Raw genomic sequence first — 16282 nt, forward strand, 5'->3', positions numbered from 1 at the left:
AGGAAAAACACGCTCATGAAACGCGTCTTCAATCCGTCATCCGTTCGTGCGCCGTTCGGCAACTACAATCACGGCCTGCTGGTGCCGCCGGGCGCAAGCCTGCTGGTGACATCCGGTCAGCTGGGAATCGGCGTCGATGACAGTATTCCGGCCGACGTCACCGGTCAGGCGGAACTCTGCTTCGATGCGATCAAGGCGATCCTCGATGATGCCGCCATGACCTTCGGCGACGTGATCCGCATTTCCGGCTTCGTGACGAAGCGCGAGGACTTTGCCCCCTATATGGCAGTGCGCGACCGCTACACGCTGGAACCAAAGCCGGTTTCCACGCTGATCGTGGTCGGCGGGTTCACCCGCGCGGACTTTCTTGTTGAGGTCGAAGTGACCGCGGCAAAGGTATTTTGAGGGAAATTTCGGTCCGCCTCCACGTGAAAATCTCCCGCCGGGAGCTGGGTTTAACGACAAGTATTAAGCGCTCTGCCTATTCCGCGGGAGATATATAGCAGGAACAAAGTCTGGTGGTTGGGGTTGTTTCGTCACTGGTATGACAGAGACGAAAGGAACTCGCCATGACCATGAAAACTCTCGCCGTATCTGCGGCGCTACTTCTGTCTGTATCTGCTCCGGCCATTGCGCAAGAGGGGGCTGTAACGGGCGCGGCAGGCGGAGCGGTGACCGGCGCGATCGTCGGCGGTCCGGTGGGCGCGGCGGTGGGTGGTGTCGTTGGCGCTGTTGCCGGCACGGCGATCGATCCCCCGCCTGAGCGTGTTGTCACCTACATTCGGGAACAGCCCCTGCCGCCGCAGCCGATCATCATCCAGCAGCCGATTGCCGTCGGTGAAGCATTGCCGCCTGATGTCGTGCTTACCCCAGTGCCGGAAGACCCGAGCTATGCCTATGCGATGGTGAACGAGCATTGGGTCATCGTCGACCCTGAAAGCTATGTGGTCGTTCAGGTACTTCCCTGACGCGGGCCAACGGCCACGAGAGGGATCGAACGTTGAGCGAGGCGGGCCGGAAAAGATCCGGCCCGCCTTTGCTTCAAAGGTTCAGAACCGCTCCATCTGGTGTTTCACCTTGGCAAGGAAGGCGGCTCTCGTTTCGTCCGTGCAGTTGTTCATGTCGTAATGGGCGAGGTATTTCACTGGCGCACCGATCTTGATCTGGGCGCGCAAGACGCGCGTGACGATCTTCTTCGGCGGATTGCCGACCACGAAGGCCCGCCACGGGGTGGCGCCGTAGGTCATGACGGCGGCAAGCTTCCTGATATGCCGAAGCGTCGGCGTCAGTTTGCCATCCTGGAGGTCGAAGGACACGCCCATGAGCCAGACTCTGTCGAAATAGCCCTTCAGCATTGCCGGAAAGCCGAAGTTCCAGACGGGGGTGACGATCACCAGCCCCTCGGCGGCCTTCAGTCGCTCGACATAGCTTTTCACCAGAACCGTGTTTTCGGGATAGTCGTGATAGACGCGGCGGTCATGGGCGGACAGCACCGGGTCGAAACCTTCCTCATAGAGATTGCAGCCATCGACCTCGTGGCCGGCCTTCGTCAGGCTCTCGCAGGTCTGGCGGTAAAGCGCCCGGCCATAGCTTTCATCGAGGGGATGAGAATGCAGAACAAGTACGCGCATAGTCTGGAAAGCTCCATGTCTTGGCCCGACGAAAGGATTTCGCCGGGCGTCGAGTGAAATTTTTCCGCGCCGTTTGTCCCGATGATGGTAGGCCCGCCGCCATAGCCGGTCCTGACATCACCATGGTCTGTTCCATGCACCTGAGGCAATCGTCTCGCCCCGGCCGGGAGTACCTTCGGAAGTTCAATTGGTTTTGGCGGTATCAGGTCTCCATGAAAGACTGAAGACCCGGGAAGAGGTAGTTCTTGCCGGACTTGAAGTCGAAGTCGGGGTTGTCCCAGGCAATCATCTTGCCGGGGTTCAGGAGGCCCTTCGGATCGGTCTCCTTCTTGAAGGCGAGCTGGACGGTGTCGGTCTGCTTCATGCCGCCTTCTTCCAGCGTATAGCGATGCGGGTTGAAGATCGGGCAGCCGTTATCCTCGTGAATCCTGATGATCTCCTCCAGCCGCTCTTCCGTCGTGTAACGGACCAACGGCAGGCCGGAGCACTGGATGGCGCCGTCGAACTTGATGAATTCGAGATGGCTGATGACCTCGTCGCCGAAGATCTTCACCAGCTTGCCGACCTTCTCGACGTGGTCGGGACCGGGATACTGGACCTGCAGATAGGTGATGCTTGGGTCGACCTTCAGGGCGCGAAGGGTCGTGTGGTTCCAGGCGAGTTCATAGGCATGCGGGATACCCTTCATGCTCTCCACCTTGTCGGAACGGAAGCGGATGTCGCCCTTCATCTTCTCGGCATAGGCGACGAGCGGTGCCATGGAGTGCGGCGCCACCATCAGCACGACGACGGACTGACCTTCCTTCAGCCACGGCTTGTGGCGGGTGAAGTACTCATACGGTATCGGGGCGGAGATCGGGGCCACTTCCTTGAGCAGGATGCCGTTGCGATGGGTCAGCGCGTCGGCGAAGCGGACGGCGTCCATGTAGTCGTCATAGCCAATGACGACATCGACCCAGTCATAGGCGGGCGCCAGCGGCATCTCGACTTCGGTGATGATGCCGTTGGTGCCGTAGGCATGGCTGACCTTCTGCAGGTCCCAGGCCGAAAGTTCCAGAACACGCGGTTCGGCTTCCATGGTGACGACACGCAGGCGCAGGATGTTGCCGAGGTCGCGCAGGCCGCCCCAGGTGATGGAGCCGACGCCGCCGGAGCCGCCGGCGATGAAGCCGGCAAGCGTCGCCGTGCCGGTGGTCGACGGATGGAAGCGTAGCTCCTGACCGGAATGGGCCTTGGTCTGGCGATCGAGTTCCGCGGTGATGATGCCGGGTTCGGCGATCACGCGGCCGGGATGGATCTCCTTGATCCTGTTCATGTTCAGGAGGTTCAGGACGATGCCGCCCGAAAGCGGCATGGCCTGGCCGTAATTGCCGGTGCCGCCGCCGCGAGGGGTAACGGGCACGCCATGGGCATAGGCCACTTTCAACGTGCGGATCACTTCCTCTTCCGTCTTCGGCGAGACGATGAGGTCGGCGGTCACGTTGTCGAGCTGCGCCTTCAGGATTGGCGAATACCAATAGAAGTCGCGGCTCTTCTGCTTGACGAGCGCCGGGTTGTCCTCGACGGCGATCCCTTCGAGTTCTTGTCTGATCTGCTGGTAGTCAGGCACGATTTGTCTCCAGATTCTTGAACTGCATGATCTCAGTCGGGATCACGCATCAGCGGGTCAAGGTCGCGATAATCCGGCAGGCTGCGGTCGATGCCCATGCCATTCCGCATCACGATGCGGTCGGCCTGCGGACGGGAAAGGAATTCACTCCAGCTACGGGCGCTGAAAAGCACGAGATCGGCCGGAAGGCCGGGGGCGATGCGGCCCTTGTCCGGGCGGCCGAGAATGTCGGCCGGTGTACGCGTGACGACGCGGGCCGACTTGTCCAGCGGGTGGTCGAGATGAATGATACGGACCGCTTCGCGGAAGACCTCGACGGCGTCGAGATCGCCATAGGCGTAGAAGGGGTCGCGGGTGTTGTCCGAGGAAACGGCGGTCGCGACACCGGCTGCCGCCAGTTCGTGAAACAGCGTCACGCCGCGATAGCGGGGGGTGAAGCCGTGGTGCCGATCCTGCAGGTACATGTTGCACATGGGTAGCGACACGACCGCAATACCGGCTTCCGCCACCTTGTCGATGGTCTGCTTCGCGACGTCCTCGTCCTGACGGGCGAGCGAGCAGCAATGGCCGACGGTAACGGTGCCTTCGAAACGGTTCCGGAGCTTTGCTTCGGCGATGGCTTTCAGGGTGAGGACTTCCTTGTCCTGCGTCTCATCGACATGGAGGTCGATATCGAGGCCGTTGTCGGAGGCCGCGCGGAACAGGAGGTCGAGGCGCTGGTCGAGATCCGGCCACATCTGGGTCAGGCCGCCGATGAGGCCGCCATGGGTGACGATCGTGTCGATGAGGTCAGGGAAGTAGACCTCGTCGGTGATCAAGTCGAGCGGGAAGAGGGCGGCCGCCTGAAGGGAGATCCTGTCCTTCCATTCCTCGCGCAGGGCGGCGAAGACCTCAAAGGAGATCCGGTGCTGGGGCGCGAGGCTGTCGAGATGGGTGCGGATCAGGCTGGTGCCGTGGGCATAGGCCGTCTTTAGCGAGAACTCCATGCGGGCGCGGACGTCGTCCGCGTTCCAGCGGGCCTCGCGGTCGGTGCGGACCGCGTCGAGCGCGCCTGGAAAGTCGCCCGTCGGATTCGGCCTGCGTTCCCAGATATGGCCCTTGTCGAGGTGGGTGTGCATGTCGACGAAGCAGGGCCAGACCATGCTTCGTCCGAGATCAGCCTGCGGCAGTTCGGCCGGTGCCGCGCCTGCCGTCAGGATGGCTTCGATCCTGCCGCTGGCGATCACCAGATCGGCGCTGACGAGACCTTCGCGCGCGGGTGCCGCGAAGCCGTCGACGGAAACGGCGGGAAGGGTGGCGTTCGTAAGGACGAAGCGATCGGCAACAGGCAAGCGGGGAGGATATGCGGGCATCAGTTTTCTCGCTTGAGGCTGCTTTCATGCCAGCGATGCAGTGCCAGCCAGGAGATGAAGGAGGTGATGGCGAAGATCACGACGCCAAGACAGGAAAGCAGGAAGAGGGCGGCGAACAGCCGCGGAATGTTGAGGCGGTACTGGGCCTCGAGCAGACGGAAGGCGAGGCCCGAACCGGCACCGGCGGAACCCGCGGCAAATTCTGCGACGACCGCTGCGATCAGCGCCAGACCGCCGCCGATCCTCAGACCCGTCATGAAATAGGGCAGCGAGGCCGGCAGCTTGAGATAGAGCAGTGTCTGCCAGCGGGAAGCACCGTAGAGGTCGAACAAGTTCAGGAGGTTGTGGTCGACGCTCTTCAGGCCCTGGACCATGTTAGACAGTATCGGGAAGAAGGCGACGAGGAAGGCGCAGATCAGCAGCGCCACCTGGGTCGACGGCGCATAGATCAGGATCAGCGGCGCAATCGCCACGATCGGAGTGACCTGCAGGATGACCGTGATCGGATAGAACGCCGTCTCGATCCACTTCGACTGGACAAGAAAGACGGCGATGCCGACGCCGCCGATCAGCGCCAGCCCGAGCGAAGCCATGGTGATCTGGGTGGTGACCCAGAGGGCAGGCGCGAGGATCCCCCAGTCCTTGAACAGGGAGATGGCGACTGCACCGGGGCTGGGCAGGATGTATTGCGGCACGCCGCTGACCATCACGCCGATTTGCCAGATGCCGATCAGCACCGCGACGACGAGGATGGGCACGAGGATGCGCAGCAGCGTCTCTCCGTGGCGGGCAAGAAAGCCGGGTGCGGTTGCGGAAGGGGTGCCGGAAGGGCTGACGTTCATGTCGGACATCAGTGCGCGTCCTCTCCGCCCATGGCTTCGAGAAGGGTTTCGGAAACGGTTTCGCAGGCCTGCCGATATTCCTCGGAGGTGCGGTAATGCGCATCACGTTCGAGGCTGGTCTTCAGCGGGAAATCGGCATGGACGCGGCCGGGGCGCGCCTTCATCACGACGATGCGGCTGGAAAGATAGGCGCTTTCGAAGACCGAATGGGTCACGAAAATGACGGTGATGCCGGTCTCTTTCCAGAGGCGCAGCACGTCGTCGTTGAGCTTCTGGCGGGTGATTTCATCGAGCGCGGCGAAGGGCTCGTCCATCAGCAGGAGCTTCGGCTTGGTGACCAGAGCGCGAGCGATGGAGACGCGCATCTTCATGCCGCCGGATAGTTCGCGCGGATAGGCCTCGGCGAAGTCCTTGAGGCCAACGGTGGTGAGTGCCTCCATGATGTCGTCGCGGGCTGCCGCCTTGGATATGCCGCGCAGCTTGAGCGGCAGGTAGACATTGCCGAACACGGTCTGCCAGGGCATCAGCGTCGGTTCCTGAAAGACGAAGGAAATGTCGCCTTCCGGCAGGCCCCGGGAATTGATGCGCGAGCTCGGCCAGTCGATGGTGCCCTTGGTGACGTCACCGAGGCCGGCGATGATGCGGAGCGCCGTCGACTTGCCGCAGCCGGAGGGGCCGAGCAGGCTCACGAACTCGCCGCCGTTGACGGTGAGCGACATGTCGGAAAGGGCGAGCGTTCCGCTGGAAAAGGTCTTCGATACCGCGTTCATGACAACGAGCGGCCGGCGTTGCTCGCGTGGGGCGCTGGCAGGAACGGGTGGCGTTGCCGTCGTGGCATCGAAAGCAGTCATTGCGGGCCTTTGTCAGGTCTCGGATGGCGGAGCCTCTGGCTCCTTTACCCTCGGACGGAGAGGGGTGGTCCAAAAAGGACGGGACGAGGGGAGGGAAAATCCCGGTTCCCCTCGTCACCTTTTGTCGTTCGATGCGTCCCCTCAAGGGAGCGTTCGAAACTTACTTCTTCAGCGAGATGCCGACGCCCTTGCAGACGAACTGTGTGGTATAGGACTTCTTGAAGTCGAGGTCGGCCGGCTCGACGCCGATCTGAACCATGGCGTCGAAGAATGCCTTGTACTTTTCGTCGGTCATGCAGCCGATGCCCTTGTCGAGGGCTTCGCCGGATTCAACGATGCCATATTCCTTCATCTTGGCGATGGAGAAGGCGATCTGGCCATCCGTCATTTCCGGATTGTCTTTCTTGATCATGTCGTTGGCGGCCTTGTTGTCGCCGTAGAGGTAGTTGTACCAGCCCTCGATGGAGGCATCGACGAAGCGCTGGACGAGTTCCGGCTTGCTTTCGACGAGATCGGTCTTGGTGGTGATCATTGTGGAGTATGGGCTGAAGCCGTTGTCGGCGAGAAGGAAGACCTTCGGAGCCCATCCGGCCTGCTTTTCGATTTCATAGGGCTCGGAGGTCAGGTAGCCCTGCTGGGCAGACTTCGGATCGGCGATGAAGGGAGCCGGGTTGAAGGTGTAGGGCTTGTACTGCTCGTCCTTGAAGCCTTCGTAGTTCTTCTTCATCCACTCGAAATAGGTGACGTAGCCGTCCTTGCCCATGAAGATCGAGTCGAGTTTGGCGAGGTCTGCGAATTTTTCGATGCCCTGATCAGGATGGGCGAGAAGTACCTGCGGGTCCTTCTGGAAAATCGCGGCGACGTCGACCAGCGGAATGCCTTCCTTGACTGCGTCCATTTCGCCGAGCGGGCTGCCCATGTAGAAATCGACCTTGCCGGCGATCAGCAGGGCGCGGTTGGCGGCATTCGGGCCACCCTGAACGATGGTGACCTTGAGGCCGTACTTCTCATAGGTGCCATCGGCAACAGCCTGATAGAAACCGCCATGCTCGGCCTGGGCGAGCCAGTTGGTGCCGTAGCTGACTTCATCCAGCGCGTAAGCCTGACCGGCCACCGAAAACGCAGCAGAGAGGCCGAAAGAGAGCGCGAGAGCCTTTAGTTTCAAAGAGCTATGCATGTTTATCTGTTCCCCTGTTAAACCTTGCGGCATCGTGAGACTGGCCGTTTTTGATATTTGAGCGATTGCCTTGCTCTTTGAAAAGCATCAAAATTCGTCCGCATTGATGCCTTTTTTGCACTGCATCAAAGATGACTGCACAAATAATGCTTTCTGAATAAATTTTGCGCAATGGTGGTTTCGTGCTGCATTCCCGAAAACTTCTCTACATCAACGAAATCGTGCGCTGCGGCTCCATCCGTAAGGCGGCGGCGCGGCTGAACGTGGCCTCGTCGGCGGTCAATCGCCAGATTCTGGCGCTGGAGGAAGAGATCGGCGCACCGCTCTTCGAACGCCTGCCGCGGGGCTTGCGGCTGACGGCCGCCGGGGAACTTTGCGTCGAGCACATCCGGGAGGTGCTCAAGAATTACGAGCGGCTGGAAAGCCGTATCCGTGGGTTGAAGATGCCTCAGGCGGGCAAGGTGACGCTGGTGACGACGGTCGGGCTCGCCTCCGGTCCGCTGCCGCCGATCCTGGCGCGGTTTCTCGAAAGTCATCCCCGCGTGCGCATCAAGCTCAGGAACGACGGCGGCTCCACGACCATCAACCCGGTGCTGACCGGAGAGGTGGATATCGGCCTCGGCTTTAATATCCCAGCGACGCCCGGTATTCGCACGCTTGCGAATTTCGATGTGCCGGTCGGGGTGGTGTTGCCGCCTTCGCATCCGCTTGCACAGGAGGATGGGCCGATCGATCTTGTCGATGTGGTGCAGGAAAAGCTGGTGCTGGCGCAATCGGGGACCAGTCTGCGCAATATCATCGACCTTGCGCTTTCGCCTTTGCCCTTGCCGGTTGAGCCGCTTCTGGAGACGAATTCCTCCGAATTGATCAAACAACTTGTCAAGTGCGGTACGGGGCTGACACTTCTCAACCCGCTCGATGTCATAACCGAGTGTCGGGCGGGCGATCTGGTGTTCAGGCCGCTTGCGGAACAGCATGTGCGCCACCAGCCGATGAAGCTGTTTGCCCGCGCGCGGGCGCCGCTCGACGCGGCAACCAGCCTTTTCGTGGAATATCTGATGCAGGAACTCATGCTGCTGATGCAGGAGTTGCGCGCCAAGGGGCATCTGCCAGCCGGAGAAAAACCGGCCGAGCGGTCAGCGGATGCCGATAGCGCCGGGGATCAGCGCGAATAGAGGTTGGCGAGCGGATAGGCGACGAGATCGCGCAGAAGCTCGATGAACCCCTTAACCTGATGCTTGCAGATGAGTTCGCCCTTTTCGGCCGTGCCCTTCGAGGCATCGCCGACGACGCCGTTCGGGTTGAGGTCATGGGCGATCCACGCCAGCGAATGGGGCGGAAGTGGCGTCAGGAATTTTGAATTGGCGCGCATTTCCTCAGCTCGGGAGACGAAGTTCTCGGCCTTTTCCATGCGTACGAGTTCCGGCCGGAAATGCAGCATGAGGGATGTCTCGACCTCGCCGCCATGAATACCGTAGCGGCTTTCATGCTCGGAAATCATGCCTTCCGGGTTGCCGAAACGGCCCCACTGGGTGGAGACAACCGCCATCTTGTGGCGGACGCGCAGTTCGCGGGCGACAATGCTCATCACATCGACGTTGCCGCCGTGGGAATTGACGATCACCATCTTGCGGATACCGGCTTCGGCAACCTTGGTACCGATCGCGGTCCAGGCGGGGATCAGGATCTCCGGGCCGAAGGACAGCGTGCCGGGACCGTAGATGTGTTCATTCGCCTTGCCGATTTCCTGCGTCGGCAGAACGAGGAAATCGAGATCGTCGGGTCGCTGGTTGCGAAGCTCGGCCAACATGCCGTTGGCAATGGCGACGTCGGTGGCGATCGGCAGGTGCGGGCCGTGCTGCTCGGTCGATGCGATCGGCAGGATGGCGACGGTCTTTTCCGGATCCAGGCCGGCGAAATCGCCCGTGTTCAGTTCGTTCCAGAAGAATGGCTTAGCCATATCCGCACCCTCGCTGTTTCTCTACCCATTCGATTAGGAAATAATGCGGGCTGCGAAAAGCATCATATTGCGTGCAGGCTGATGCCTTAAATGTCGCGGCGGAGCGAATGCGGATGGGTGGGAGACAATGGATCGACATCGCCGCCGGTAGGGCGCTTGTATCGATTCGAGAAAAAGACGCTATTCGCTAAAATTGTCGGCATCTGCTTAAGCGCACCGAAAAACACCCCGTGTAGGTTCAGTCACAAGGAAGCCGGAGGATTTGTTCCGGCCCGCCAAAAACCAAGAGTTCTGAACGGGGACCTAAGGATATGCTGAAGAAACTCCTCGCAACGGCCGTCGTCGCCGCGACGGCATTCGTTCTGTCTGACCCGGCCCATGCATTCGGGCCTGGCGGCTTCGCCCGCAACCTCACAGATGCGCCGAACATGCGTCTCGTGATTTCCGGTGAGCGTCTGTCGTCGAGCGATGCGAAGCTGTGCCTCGATGCACAGGAGGGCTGCCAGGCTGTCGAGCGTCCTTACACCTTCGTGCTCACCTCGTATCGCGAAAGCCAGCTGAAGCGTGTCAATGCGACGGTCAACGCCTCGGTCCAGCTTATCAACGACCTCTATTCGTTCGGTCGTCGGGACGTTCTGAAGATTTCCGGACCTGTCACCGTCGGCTCTGACCTCGCCAGCGCCAAGCGGGCCATGCTGATTGCCATGGGCTGGTCGGCTGATGCGCTGACGGTTGCGAATGGCCGCACCACGGACGGCGAGCGCCGTGTCGTTCTGGTGGTCACCACTAATAGGGGAGACTACGCACTGGACGATCGCTCGAACGCCATCAAGAAGTGGAAGCGCGTCGAGATCCCGACCGCAAGCATTCGCCCGATGGGGCTCTAAAGAATTCTTCGGGGCGGTGAGTTTGCCGCCCGGCTGAATGTTTCTGTCTGTACTGCCTAATTTGCCCTGATGGTATGAACCACCGTCAGGGCCTTTTCTTTTTTGCTGTCAGATCTTGCTTGCCGGCTTGCCCCATTCGGCGATGGCGATACCGCCCAGCACGAGGACCAGCGCGAGAACGTGGAACGGCTGGAGCGCCTCGCCAAGCAGGGCGAGCGACAGGAGCGTTCCGAACACCGGCACCAGATTGATGAAGAGGCCGGCGCGATTGGCGCCGATGCCTTCGACACCCTTGATGTAGAAGATCTGGGAGACCAGAGATGGTAACAGGCCGGCATAGGCGATGATTGCCCATCCCGTGGCGTCGGGCAGGATCATGTCTCCGTTCGCCTGCTCCCAGAACATCAGGGGAAGGGCGGTTAGTGCCGCACCGAGCGCCGGACCTGCCATCAGGCTCTTCCAGTGCACCGGCGGCTTCCAGCGCAGCGCGATGGTGTAGATGGCATAGGCGAGGACGGCGAGCAGCAGCAGCCCGTCACCGTAATTCAGGGTGAGGTGCAGCAGCGACATCGGGTCGCCATGGCTTGCCGTCACCGCGACGCCGGCAAAGCTGATGGCAAAGCCGATGATCTGCACCGGTGACACCGGGATGCGGAACAGCACGAAGTTGAGGATGAAGATCAGCACCGGAATGCCGCCCTGTTCGATCGCGCCGTTGACGGCGCTCGTATATTTGAGGGCAGTATAGAGGAAGCCGTTGAAGGCGGTGTAGCCCACCGCGCCATAGGCGAGCAACAGCAGCCAGTTCTTGCGCAGAAGCGGCCAGTCCTTCCTGATCTGCGGCACTGAAATGACGCAGATGACAATGACGGCGATCAGCCAGCGTGAGAAGTTGAGAACCATGGGGCTGACATGGCCGACAGCCAGCTTGCCGACCATGGTGTTTCCGCCCCATAGAAGCGTCGCGACGGTGAGGAAAAAATAGGCTCGAAGAAGCAACTGCAACACCAGATGGAATAAGGAAAAGGGGTTCGCTCGACTGCAATTCGCCGTTTGGATAGGCGACGGGCGCTCACATGTCACGCAAAAAGCCAAATTGCTGATCACAAACGGGTCGATTTCCCAAAAACAACACAGTATAGATGCGCGGGTTTGGGTTAGGCGCAGGCCTTGTGCAATGAACAGGATTTGGAAATGACGAATGTCGTGGTTGTAGGGTCGCAGTGGGGAGACGAGGGTAAAGGCAAGATCGTCGATTGGCTTTCCGAGCGAGCCGATATCGTTGTCCGCTTTCAGGGCGGGCATAATGCCGGACATACTCTGGTCATCGATGGCGTCAGCTACAAACTGTCTCTTCTGCCGTCCGGCGTCGTGCGTCCGGGCAAGATGGCGGTCATCGGTAACGGCGTCGTCGTCGATCCGCATGCACTTCTGGCTGAGATCGAGCGCCTCAAGGTTCAGGGCGTTACCGTTACGCCGGAAAACCTGCGAATCGCCGAAAACGCGACCCTGATCCTTTCCCTCCACCGCGAACTGGACGGCATGCGCGAAGACGCCGCCTCCAATAGCGGCACCAAGATCGGCACGACCCGCCGCGGTATCGGCCCGGCCTATGAAGACAAGGTCGGCCGTCGCGCAATCCGCCTCATGGAACTTGCCGACGTCTCGGCGCTCGAAGGCAAGGTCGACCGTCTGCTTTCGCACCACAACGCGCTTCGCCGCGGCTTCGGCGCGGCCGAAGTCGAGCACAAGACGATCATGGAGGAGCTGACCTCCATCGCCGACCGCGTCCTGCCGTTCATGGATACCGTCTGGCAGCTTCTCGACAAGGAGCGCCGCAAGGGCTCGCGCATCCTGTTCGAGGGCGCCCAGGGTTCGCTGCTCGACATCGACCACGGCACCTATCCCTTCGTGACCTCGTCCAATACGGTTGCCGGTCAGGCTGCCGCCGGTTCCGGCATGGGCCCGGGTTCGCTCGGCTATATCCTCGGCATCACCAAGGCCTATACGACTCGCGTCGGCGAAGGTCCGTTCCCGACCGAACTGACGGATGAAATCGGCCAGTTCCTTGGTGAGCGCGGCCATGAGTTCGGCACGGTTACGGGCCGCAAGCGCCGTTGCGGCTGGTTCGATGCGGCACTGGTGCGCCAGTCGGTCGCCACCAATGGCATCACCGGCATCGCGCTGACCAAGCTCGATGTTCTCGACGGTCTCGATGAGCTCAAGATCTGCGTCGGCTACAAGCTGGACGGGCAGGAAATCGACTACCTTCCGGCATCGCAGGCCGCCCAGGCTCGCGTCGAGCCGATCTTCATCACGCTCGAAGGCTGGAAAGAATCGACAGTCGGCGCCCGCAAGTGGGCGGACCTGCCGGCACAGGCGATCAAGTACGTTCGTCAGGTCGAGGAACTGATCGGCGCGCCGGTCGCTCTGCTTTCCACCAGCCCGGAGCGTGACGACACCATACTTGTGACCGATCCGTTTGAGGATTAATGATAGAAATCGTTAACGTTTTGTCAGTCGGAATCACTCCGGCGACCAAGAGAAAAAGTGCTGATGGCTGACTTTATCGCAGTTATTCGGCGGGCCGTGGACGGACTGTCGAACAATACCCCTGAGATGCGTGCGAAGGTCTATGACAAGGCTCGCAGTGCCGTGTTGCGGCAACTCGAGAACATGTCTCCGCGCCCGCCCGAAGAGATGCTGCGCCGTCAACTCGATAAGCTCGAGATTGCCATCAACGAAGTCGAGGCCGAGCACGCCGAGGCACTTCCGGAAGTTGAAGAGCTTCCGGAGGAGGTTTCGTCCGCGCCGGCCGCGTCCTCCTGGGAAGATCATGTTCCCGGTGTTTCCGAGTCCCGGCAGGCACCCGCCTATGAGGCCGAGGAAGAGCCTGAACCGGATCATGAGCCGGAACCCGCCTACCAACCGGAGCAGGCCTACGAGCCGGAACCGGAAGAAGCCGCAGAGCCTGAAGAGGCTGCTCGTCCCGAATACGAGGACGAGCCTCATGTTGCTCCTGTAGCTTCTGCGTCCACACCGGTCGCATGGGCCGAGGAGCCGGTCGCGGCTGCCGCTGACGAGCGCTATCGCGAGCAGGAAGAAGAATATGTCGAGCCTGCTCGCGCCGCTCCGTCGGTAGAATACGAAGAGGTCGAAGACCCCTGGCATGAGGCCGAGCCGGAAACGCCGGCTTATCAGCCGCCTGCAAGCCACGAGCCGGAAGTCGTTGCACCTGTCGCACCTGCGGTCGAGCCCGGGCCTGTCGAAACTCCGCGTGCGGAAGAGGCCTTCCCGGTATGGGAAGAGGAGCCGGTCCAGCGTTACGAGGAAGAGCGGGTCGAGCCCGTACAACCTGTGATCCGTCAGGCCGCTCCGATGACGGATGAAGCCGAGGAATGGCTTTCTCCGGCCCGTTCCGATTTTACGGCAAAGCCCGCTCCTGTTTCAGAGCCGGTCGCCTATGAACCCTGGGATTTCCCTGAGGATACGCCGGCTCAGGCCGCTCCTGTCGAGGAGGTTGCACCGGTCGTTCGTCGTGAGGAGATCGCACCGGCGGTCCCCGAACAGCGGCGTGACCATGATTTCGGCGCTTTCGCACCGGCTGAGCCAGGTGCTCGTGTCGAGCCTGCGGCAACGGAGGTTCCCGATCTTCTCGAGTGGAATGTCGATGAATATCGGTCTCCGGCTGCATCGGCACCGACTGCGACCGCTGCAGCTCCGAAGCCGACCGACGATTTCTCCGACTGGTTTGCCGATGTCGGCGACCTGAAGTCGAAGGAGCCACAACCGGCAGCAGCTGGCGGAAATGGCGGTCGACCGGCGGCTCCCGTGGCGCCTGTGGCTGCGTCCGACGAGGACGTCGACGCCTTTCTTGAAAGCGCACAGCAGTCGGCCTATCGCAAGGAAGCCAAGCCGCGCCGCAATTTCGCGCCGATCGTGCTCGGTGCTCTCGGCGTGTTGCTGCTGGCCGGCGGTGGGTTCGCCGCCTGGACCTATCGCACGTCGATGACGGAATTCATCAGCGGCTTGACGGGCTCCGAGCCGCCGTTTGTCGCTGGACAGCCTGCGACGACGGACGGGCAGGCGGAACCGCCGGCAACGGAAACTCCACCGGCTGCGACTGATACGGCCACTACGCCGGTAACGCCGCCGGAAGAGGGCGCGGTTGAGGGTCAGAAGTTCACCCAGCGTCTGAAGGCCGACGGGTCGGAAGTCGATGAGGGTGCCGGAACAGCCCCGGCCGCTGGCGCAGATGCCGAGGGTAAGTCGGTTTCGCAGCAGAATGTCGCCTCTAAGGTCGAACCGACGGATCAGCCGCCGGTCGGCACCAATGCCGGCACGCCTGTCGCTCCCGCTACTACGACGCCTCCGGCTGCTGCCGGTGCGGGTACTGCTGCCGGCGAAAAGGCATTCCTCTATGAGGAGAAACTCGGCCAGACCACGCCGGTCGCAGTGGCCGGCACCGTTGCCTGGACTGCCGTTCGCGAGACCGGCGACGACGGCAAACCCAATCCGGAGATCCAGGGCAAGATCACGATTCCGGAACGCGGCATGACCGCGCTACTAACCATCAAGCGCAACACCGACAACTCTCTGCCGGCAAGCCATATCATCGAAGTCGTCTTCTCTATCCCGCCGGATTTCGAAGGCGGGGCGGTGGATAATCTGCAGCGCGTCGCGATGAAGCGGACCGAGCAGGACCGAGGCGATCCTCTGGTCGCGGTTTCGGCGCAGGTAACGGAAGATACCTATCTCGTGGCACTCAATGACTTCGAGGACGTCATCAAGAAGAACCTGGAACTCCTGTCCACGCGCAGCTGGATCGACATGCCGATCACCTACCGCAACGGCCGCCGCGCCTTGCTGACGCTCGACAAGGGTGCTGCCGGAACGGCGGTGTTCGATGCGGTTCTAAAGGAATGGAGCGCGCTCGGCTCAGCTGGCAACTGAGCCGGCTCCTGCTTTCTGCAAGAAATGAAAAACCCGGGTGCCTCGCGGCCCCGGGTTTTCTCGTTTCATTCGTCTTTCGGAGGATCAGGCTTCGACGACGCGGAGCTGGGAGGCGCGTTCCAGCGCCTCCTTCTGGACGGCCTCCTGCACCTTTTCGAAGGCGCGAACCTCGATCTGGCGAACGCGTTCGCGGCTGATGTCGAACTCGGAGGACAGTTCCTCGAGGGTCACCGGATCTTCCGCGAGGCGGCGAGCCTCGAAGATGCGGCGTTCGCGGTCGTTGAGAACGCTCATGGCGCGGGCCAGCATGCGACGACGGGTCTCCAGTTCGTCCTGCTCGATCAGCACTTCTTCCTGGCTGTCGTGATCGTCCACCAGCCAATCCTGCCACTGGCCGGATTCGCCCTCGGTGGCGCGGATCGGAGCGTTCAGTGAGGCGTCGCCGGAAAGGCGACGGTTCATCGAAATGACTTCCTCTTCCGAAACATTGAGCTTGGTGGCGATTTCCGCCACCTGCTCAGGCTTCAAGTCGCCTTCCTCGATTGCCTGGATCTTGCCCTTCAGCCTGCGGAGGTTGAAGAACAGCCGCTTTTGGTTTGCGGTGGTGCCCATCTTCACGAGCGACCAAGAGCGCAGGATGTATTCCTGGATCGAGGCCTTGATCCACCACATGGCATAGGTTGCCAGACGGAAGCCGCGTTCCGGGTCAAACTTCTTGACGGCCTGCATCAGGCCGACATTGCCCTCGGACACGACTTCACCGATCGGCAGACCGTAGCCGCGATATCCCATGGCGATCTTGGCGACGAGGCGCAAGTGGCTGGTGACGAGCTTGTGGGCAGCATCGCGGTCGCCATGTTCGGCGTAACGCTTCGCGAGCATATATTCCTGCTGCGGCTCCAGCATCGGGAACTTGCGGATTTCGTCGAGATAACGATTGAGGCCGGCTTCACCGGCGGTAATGGTAGGCAGAGTATTGCGGGCCATAAAGCACCCCCTTTTCCAAGTGTGGCTCCCCTT

The 16282-nt window shown here is 61.2% G+C and carries 15 protein-coding genes; 6 read left to right on the top strand and 9 right to left on the bottom strand.

Translation table 11 applies throughout. The annotated features are described in order from the left end of the window. Window positions 1–15 precede the first annotated feature (15 nt). A complete protein-coding gene (locus H4I99_RS09085) occupies window positions 16–405 on the top strand; it encodes a RidA family protein (RefSeq protein ID WP_163900602.1) in 390 nt (129 codons plus the stop codon). 164 nt (window positions 406–569) lie between these two features. After that, on the top strand, window positions 570–968 hold the full coding sequence (locus H4I99_RS09090; RefSeq protein ID WP_163900600.1) for a DUF1236 domain-containing protein: 399 nt from the start codon (window positions 570–572) through the stop codon (window positions 966–968). An 81-nt stretch (window positions 969–1049) separates the two neighbouring features. Here the strand turns inward: H4I99_RS09090 and H4I99_RS09095 are convergent, their stop codons facing one another. From H4I99_RS09095 to H4I99_RS09120, 6 genes are all read right to left on the bottom strand, one after another. After that, window positions 1050–1631 carry an NAD(P)H-dependent oxidoreductase gene (locus tag H4I99_RS09095; RefSeq protein ID WP_163900598.1) on the bottom strand — a complete coding sequence of 194 codons (582 nt, stop codon included), beginning with the start codon at window positions 1629–1631 and terminating at the stop codon, window positions 1050–1052. A 202-nt stretch (window positions 1632–1833) separates the two neighbouring features. Beyond that, the gene (locus H4I99_RS09100) at window positions 1834–3240 is read right to left on the bottom strand and encodes an FAD-binding oxidoreductase (RefSeq protein WP_163900596.1); all 1407 of its coding nucleotides are present in this window, start codon (window positions 3238–3240) and stop codon (window positions 1834–1836) included. A 32-nt stretch (window positions 3241–3272) separates the two neighbouring features. Further along, window positions 3273–4592: a cytosine deaminase gene (locus tag H4I99_RS09105; protein WP_163900594.1), complete on the bottom strand. Its 1320-nt coding sequence runs from the start codon at window positions 4590–4592 to the stop codon at window positions 3273–3275. Further along, complete coding sequence (locus H4I99_RS09110; RefSeq protein ID WP_425314369.1) at window positions 4592–5443, bottom strand: ABC transporter permease; 852 nt, start codon at window positions 5441–5443, stop codon at window positions 4592–4594. Before H4I99_RS09110 ends, H4I99_RS09105 begins: the two co-directional genes overlap by 1 nt. Beyond that, window positions 5443–6285, bottom strand: a complete 843-nt coding sequence (locus H4I99_RS09115; protein WP_163900592.1) for an ABC transporter ATP-binding protein — start codon at window positions 6283–6285, stop codon at window positions 5443–5445. The genes H4I99_RS09110 and H4I99_RS09115 overlap by 1 nt, the downstream gene beginning before the upstream one ends. Before the next feature lie 160 nt (window positions 6286–6445). After that, window positions 6446–7462, bottom strand: coding sequence for an ABC transporter substrate-binding protein (locus tag H4I99_RS09120; RefSeq protein ID WP_163900590.1), 1017 nt, complete (start codon window positions 7460–7462; stop codon window positions 6446–6448). Window positions 7463–7644: 182 nt separating this feature from the next. On the opposite strand from H4I99_RS09120, the gene H4I99_RS09125 reads away from it, so the two are divergent. Further along, entirely contained in the window at window positions 7645–8637 is a 993-nt protein-coding gene (locus H4I99_RS09125; protein WP_163900588.1) for a LysR family transcriptional regulator, read from the top strand. On the opposite strand, the gene H4I99_RS09130 is transcribed toward H4I99_RS09125, so the two are convergent. Further along, window positions 8625–9422: a creatininase family protein gene (locus tag H4I99_RS09130; RefSeq protein ID WP_163900586.1), complete on the bottom strand. Its 798-nt coding sequence runs from the start codon at window positions 9420–9422 to the stop codon at window positions 8625–8627. The two genes, H4I99_RS09125 and H4I99_RS09130, sit on opposite strands and share 13 nt — an antisense overlap. Window positions 9423–9733: 311 nt before the next feature. Between H4I99_RS09130 and H4I99_RS09135 the strand changes: the two genes are divergently transcribed. Then, the gene (locus H4I99_RS09135) at window positions 9734–10309 is read left to right on the top strand and encodes a transglutaminase-like cysteine peptidase (protein WP_163900584.1); all 576 of its coding nucleotides are present in this window, start codon (window positions 9734–9736) and stop codon (window positions 10307–10309) included. 108 nt (window positions 10310–10417) lie between these two features. Here H4I99_RS09135 and H4I99_RS09140 read toward each other — a convergent pair whose 3' ends face one another. Next, window positions 10418–11308, bottom strand: coding sequence for a DMT family transporter (locus tag H4I99_RS09140; RefSeq protein ID WP_163900582.1), 891 nt, complete (start codon window positions 11306–11308; stop codon window positions 10418–10420). A 195-nt stretch (window positions 11309–11503) separates the two neighbouring features. Between H4I99_RS09140 and H4I99_RS09145 the strand changes: the two genes are divergently transcribed. Together H4I99_RS09145 and H4I99_RS09150 are read left to right on the top strand one after the other, a co-directional pair. Beyond that, entirely contained in the window at window positions 11504–12802 is a 1299-nt protein-coding gene (locus tag H4I99_RS09145) for an adenylosuccinate synthase (protein ID WP_163900580.1), read from the top strand. A 63-nt stretch (window positions 12803–12865) separates the two neighbouring features. Continuing rightward, window positions 12866–15262, top strand: a complete 2397-nt coding sequence (locus H4I99_RS09150; protein WP_163900578.1) for a hypothetical protein — start codon at window positions 12866–12868, stop codon at window positions 15260–15262. Between the two features lie 84 nt (window positions 15263–15346). Here H4I99_RS09150 and rpoH read toward each other — a convergent pair whose 3' ends face one another. After that, window positions 15347–16249, bottom strand: a complete 903-nt coding sequence (gene rpoH, locus H4I99_RS09155; RefSeq protein WP_163900576.1) for an RNA polymerase sigma factor RpoH — start codon at window positions 16247–16249, stop codon at window positions 15347–15349. Window positions 16250–16282 lie beyond the last annotated feature (33 nt).

It is taken from the genome of Paenirhizobium daejeonense (assembly GCF_014280875.1).
GTDB classification, from domain to species: domain Bacteria; phylum Pseudomonadota; class Alphaproteobacteria; order Rhizobiales; family Rhizobiaceae; genus Allorhizobium; species Allorhizobium daejeonense.

Excerpts from the sequence above, each read along its gene's own strand:
- H4I99_RS09120 (WP_163900590.1), bottom strand. The coding sequence starts at position 7,462 with ATGCATAGCTCTTTGAAACTAAAGGCTCTCGCGCTCTCTTTCGGCCTC.
- H4I99_RS09085 (WP_163900602.1), top strand. The coding sequence starts at position 16 with ATGAAACGCGTCTTCAATCCGTCATCCGTTCGTGCGCCGTTCGGCAAC.
- H4I99_RS09115 (WP_163900592.1), bottom strand. The coding sequence starts at position 6,285 with ATGACTGCTTTCGATGCCACGACGGCAACGCCACCCGTTCCTGCCAGC.
- H4I99_RS09150 (WP_163900578.1), top strand. The coding sequence starts at position 12,866 with ATGGCTGACTTTATCGCAGTTATTCGGCGGGCCGTGGACGGACTGTCG.
- rpoH (WP_163900576.1), bottom strand. The coding sequence starts at position 16,249 with ATGGCCCGCAATACTCTGCCTACCATTACCGCCGGTGAAGCCGGCCTC.
- H4I99_RS09135 (WP_163900584.1), top strand. The coding sequence starts at position 9,734 with ATGCTGAAGAAACTCCTCGCAACGGCCGTCGTCGCCGCGACGGCATTC.
- H4I99_RS09130 (WP_163900586.1), bottom strand. The coding sequence starts at position 9,422 with ATGGCTAAGCCATTCTTCTGGAACGAACTGAACACGGGCGATTTCGCC.
- H4I99_RS09090 (WP_163900600.1), top strand. The coding sequence starts at position 570 with ATGACCATGAAAACTCTCGCCGTATCTGCGGCGCTACTTCTGTCTGTA.
- H4I99_RS09110 (WP_425314369.1), bottom strand. The coding sequence starts at position 5,443 with ATGTCCGACATGAACGTCAGCCCTTCCGGCACCCCTTCCGCAACCGCA.
- H4I99_RS09095 (WP_163900598.1), bottom strand. The coding sequence starts at position 1,631 with ATGCGCGTACTTGTTCTGCATTCTCATCCCCTCGATGAAAGCTATGGC.
- H4I99_RS09105 (WP_163900594.1), bottom strand. The coding sequence starts at position 4,592 with ATGCCCGCATATCCTCCCCGCTTGCCTGTTGCCGATCGCTTCGTCCTT.
- H4I99_RS09145 (WP_163900580.1), top strand. The coding sequence starts at position 11,504 with ATGACGAATGTCGTGGTTGTAGGGTCGCAGTGGGGAGACGAGGGTAAA.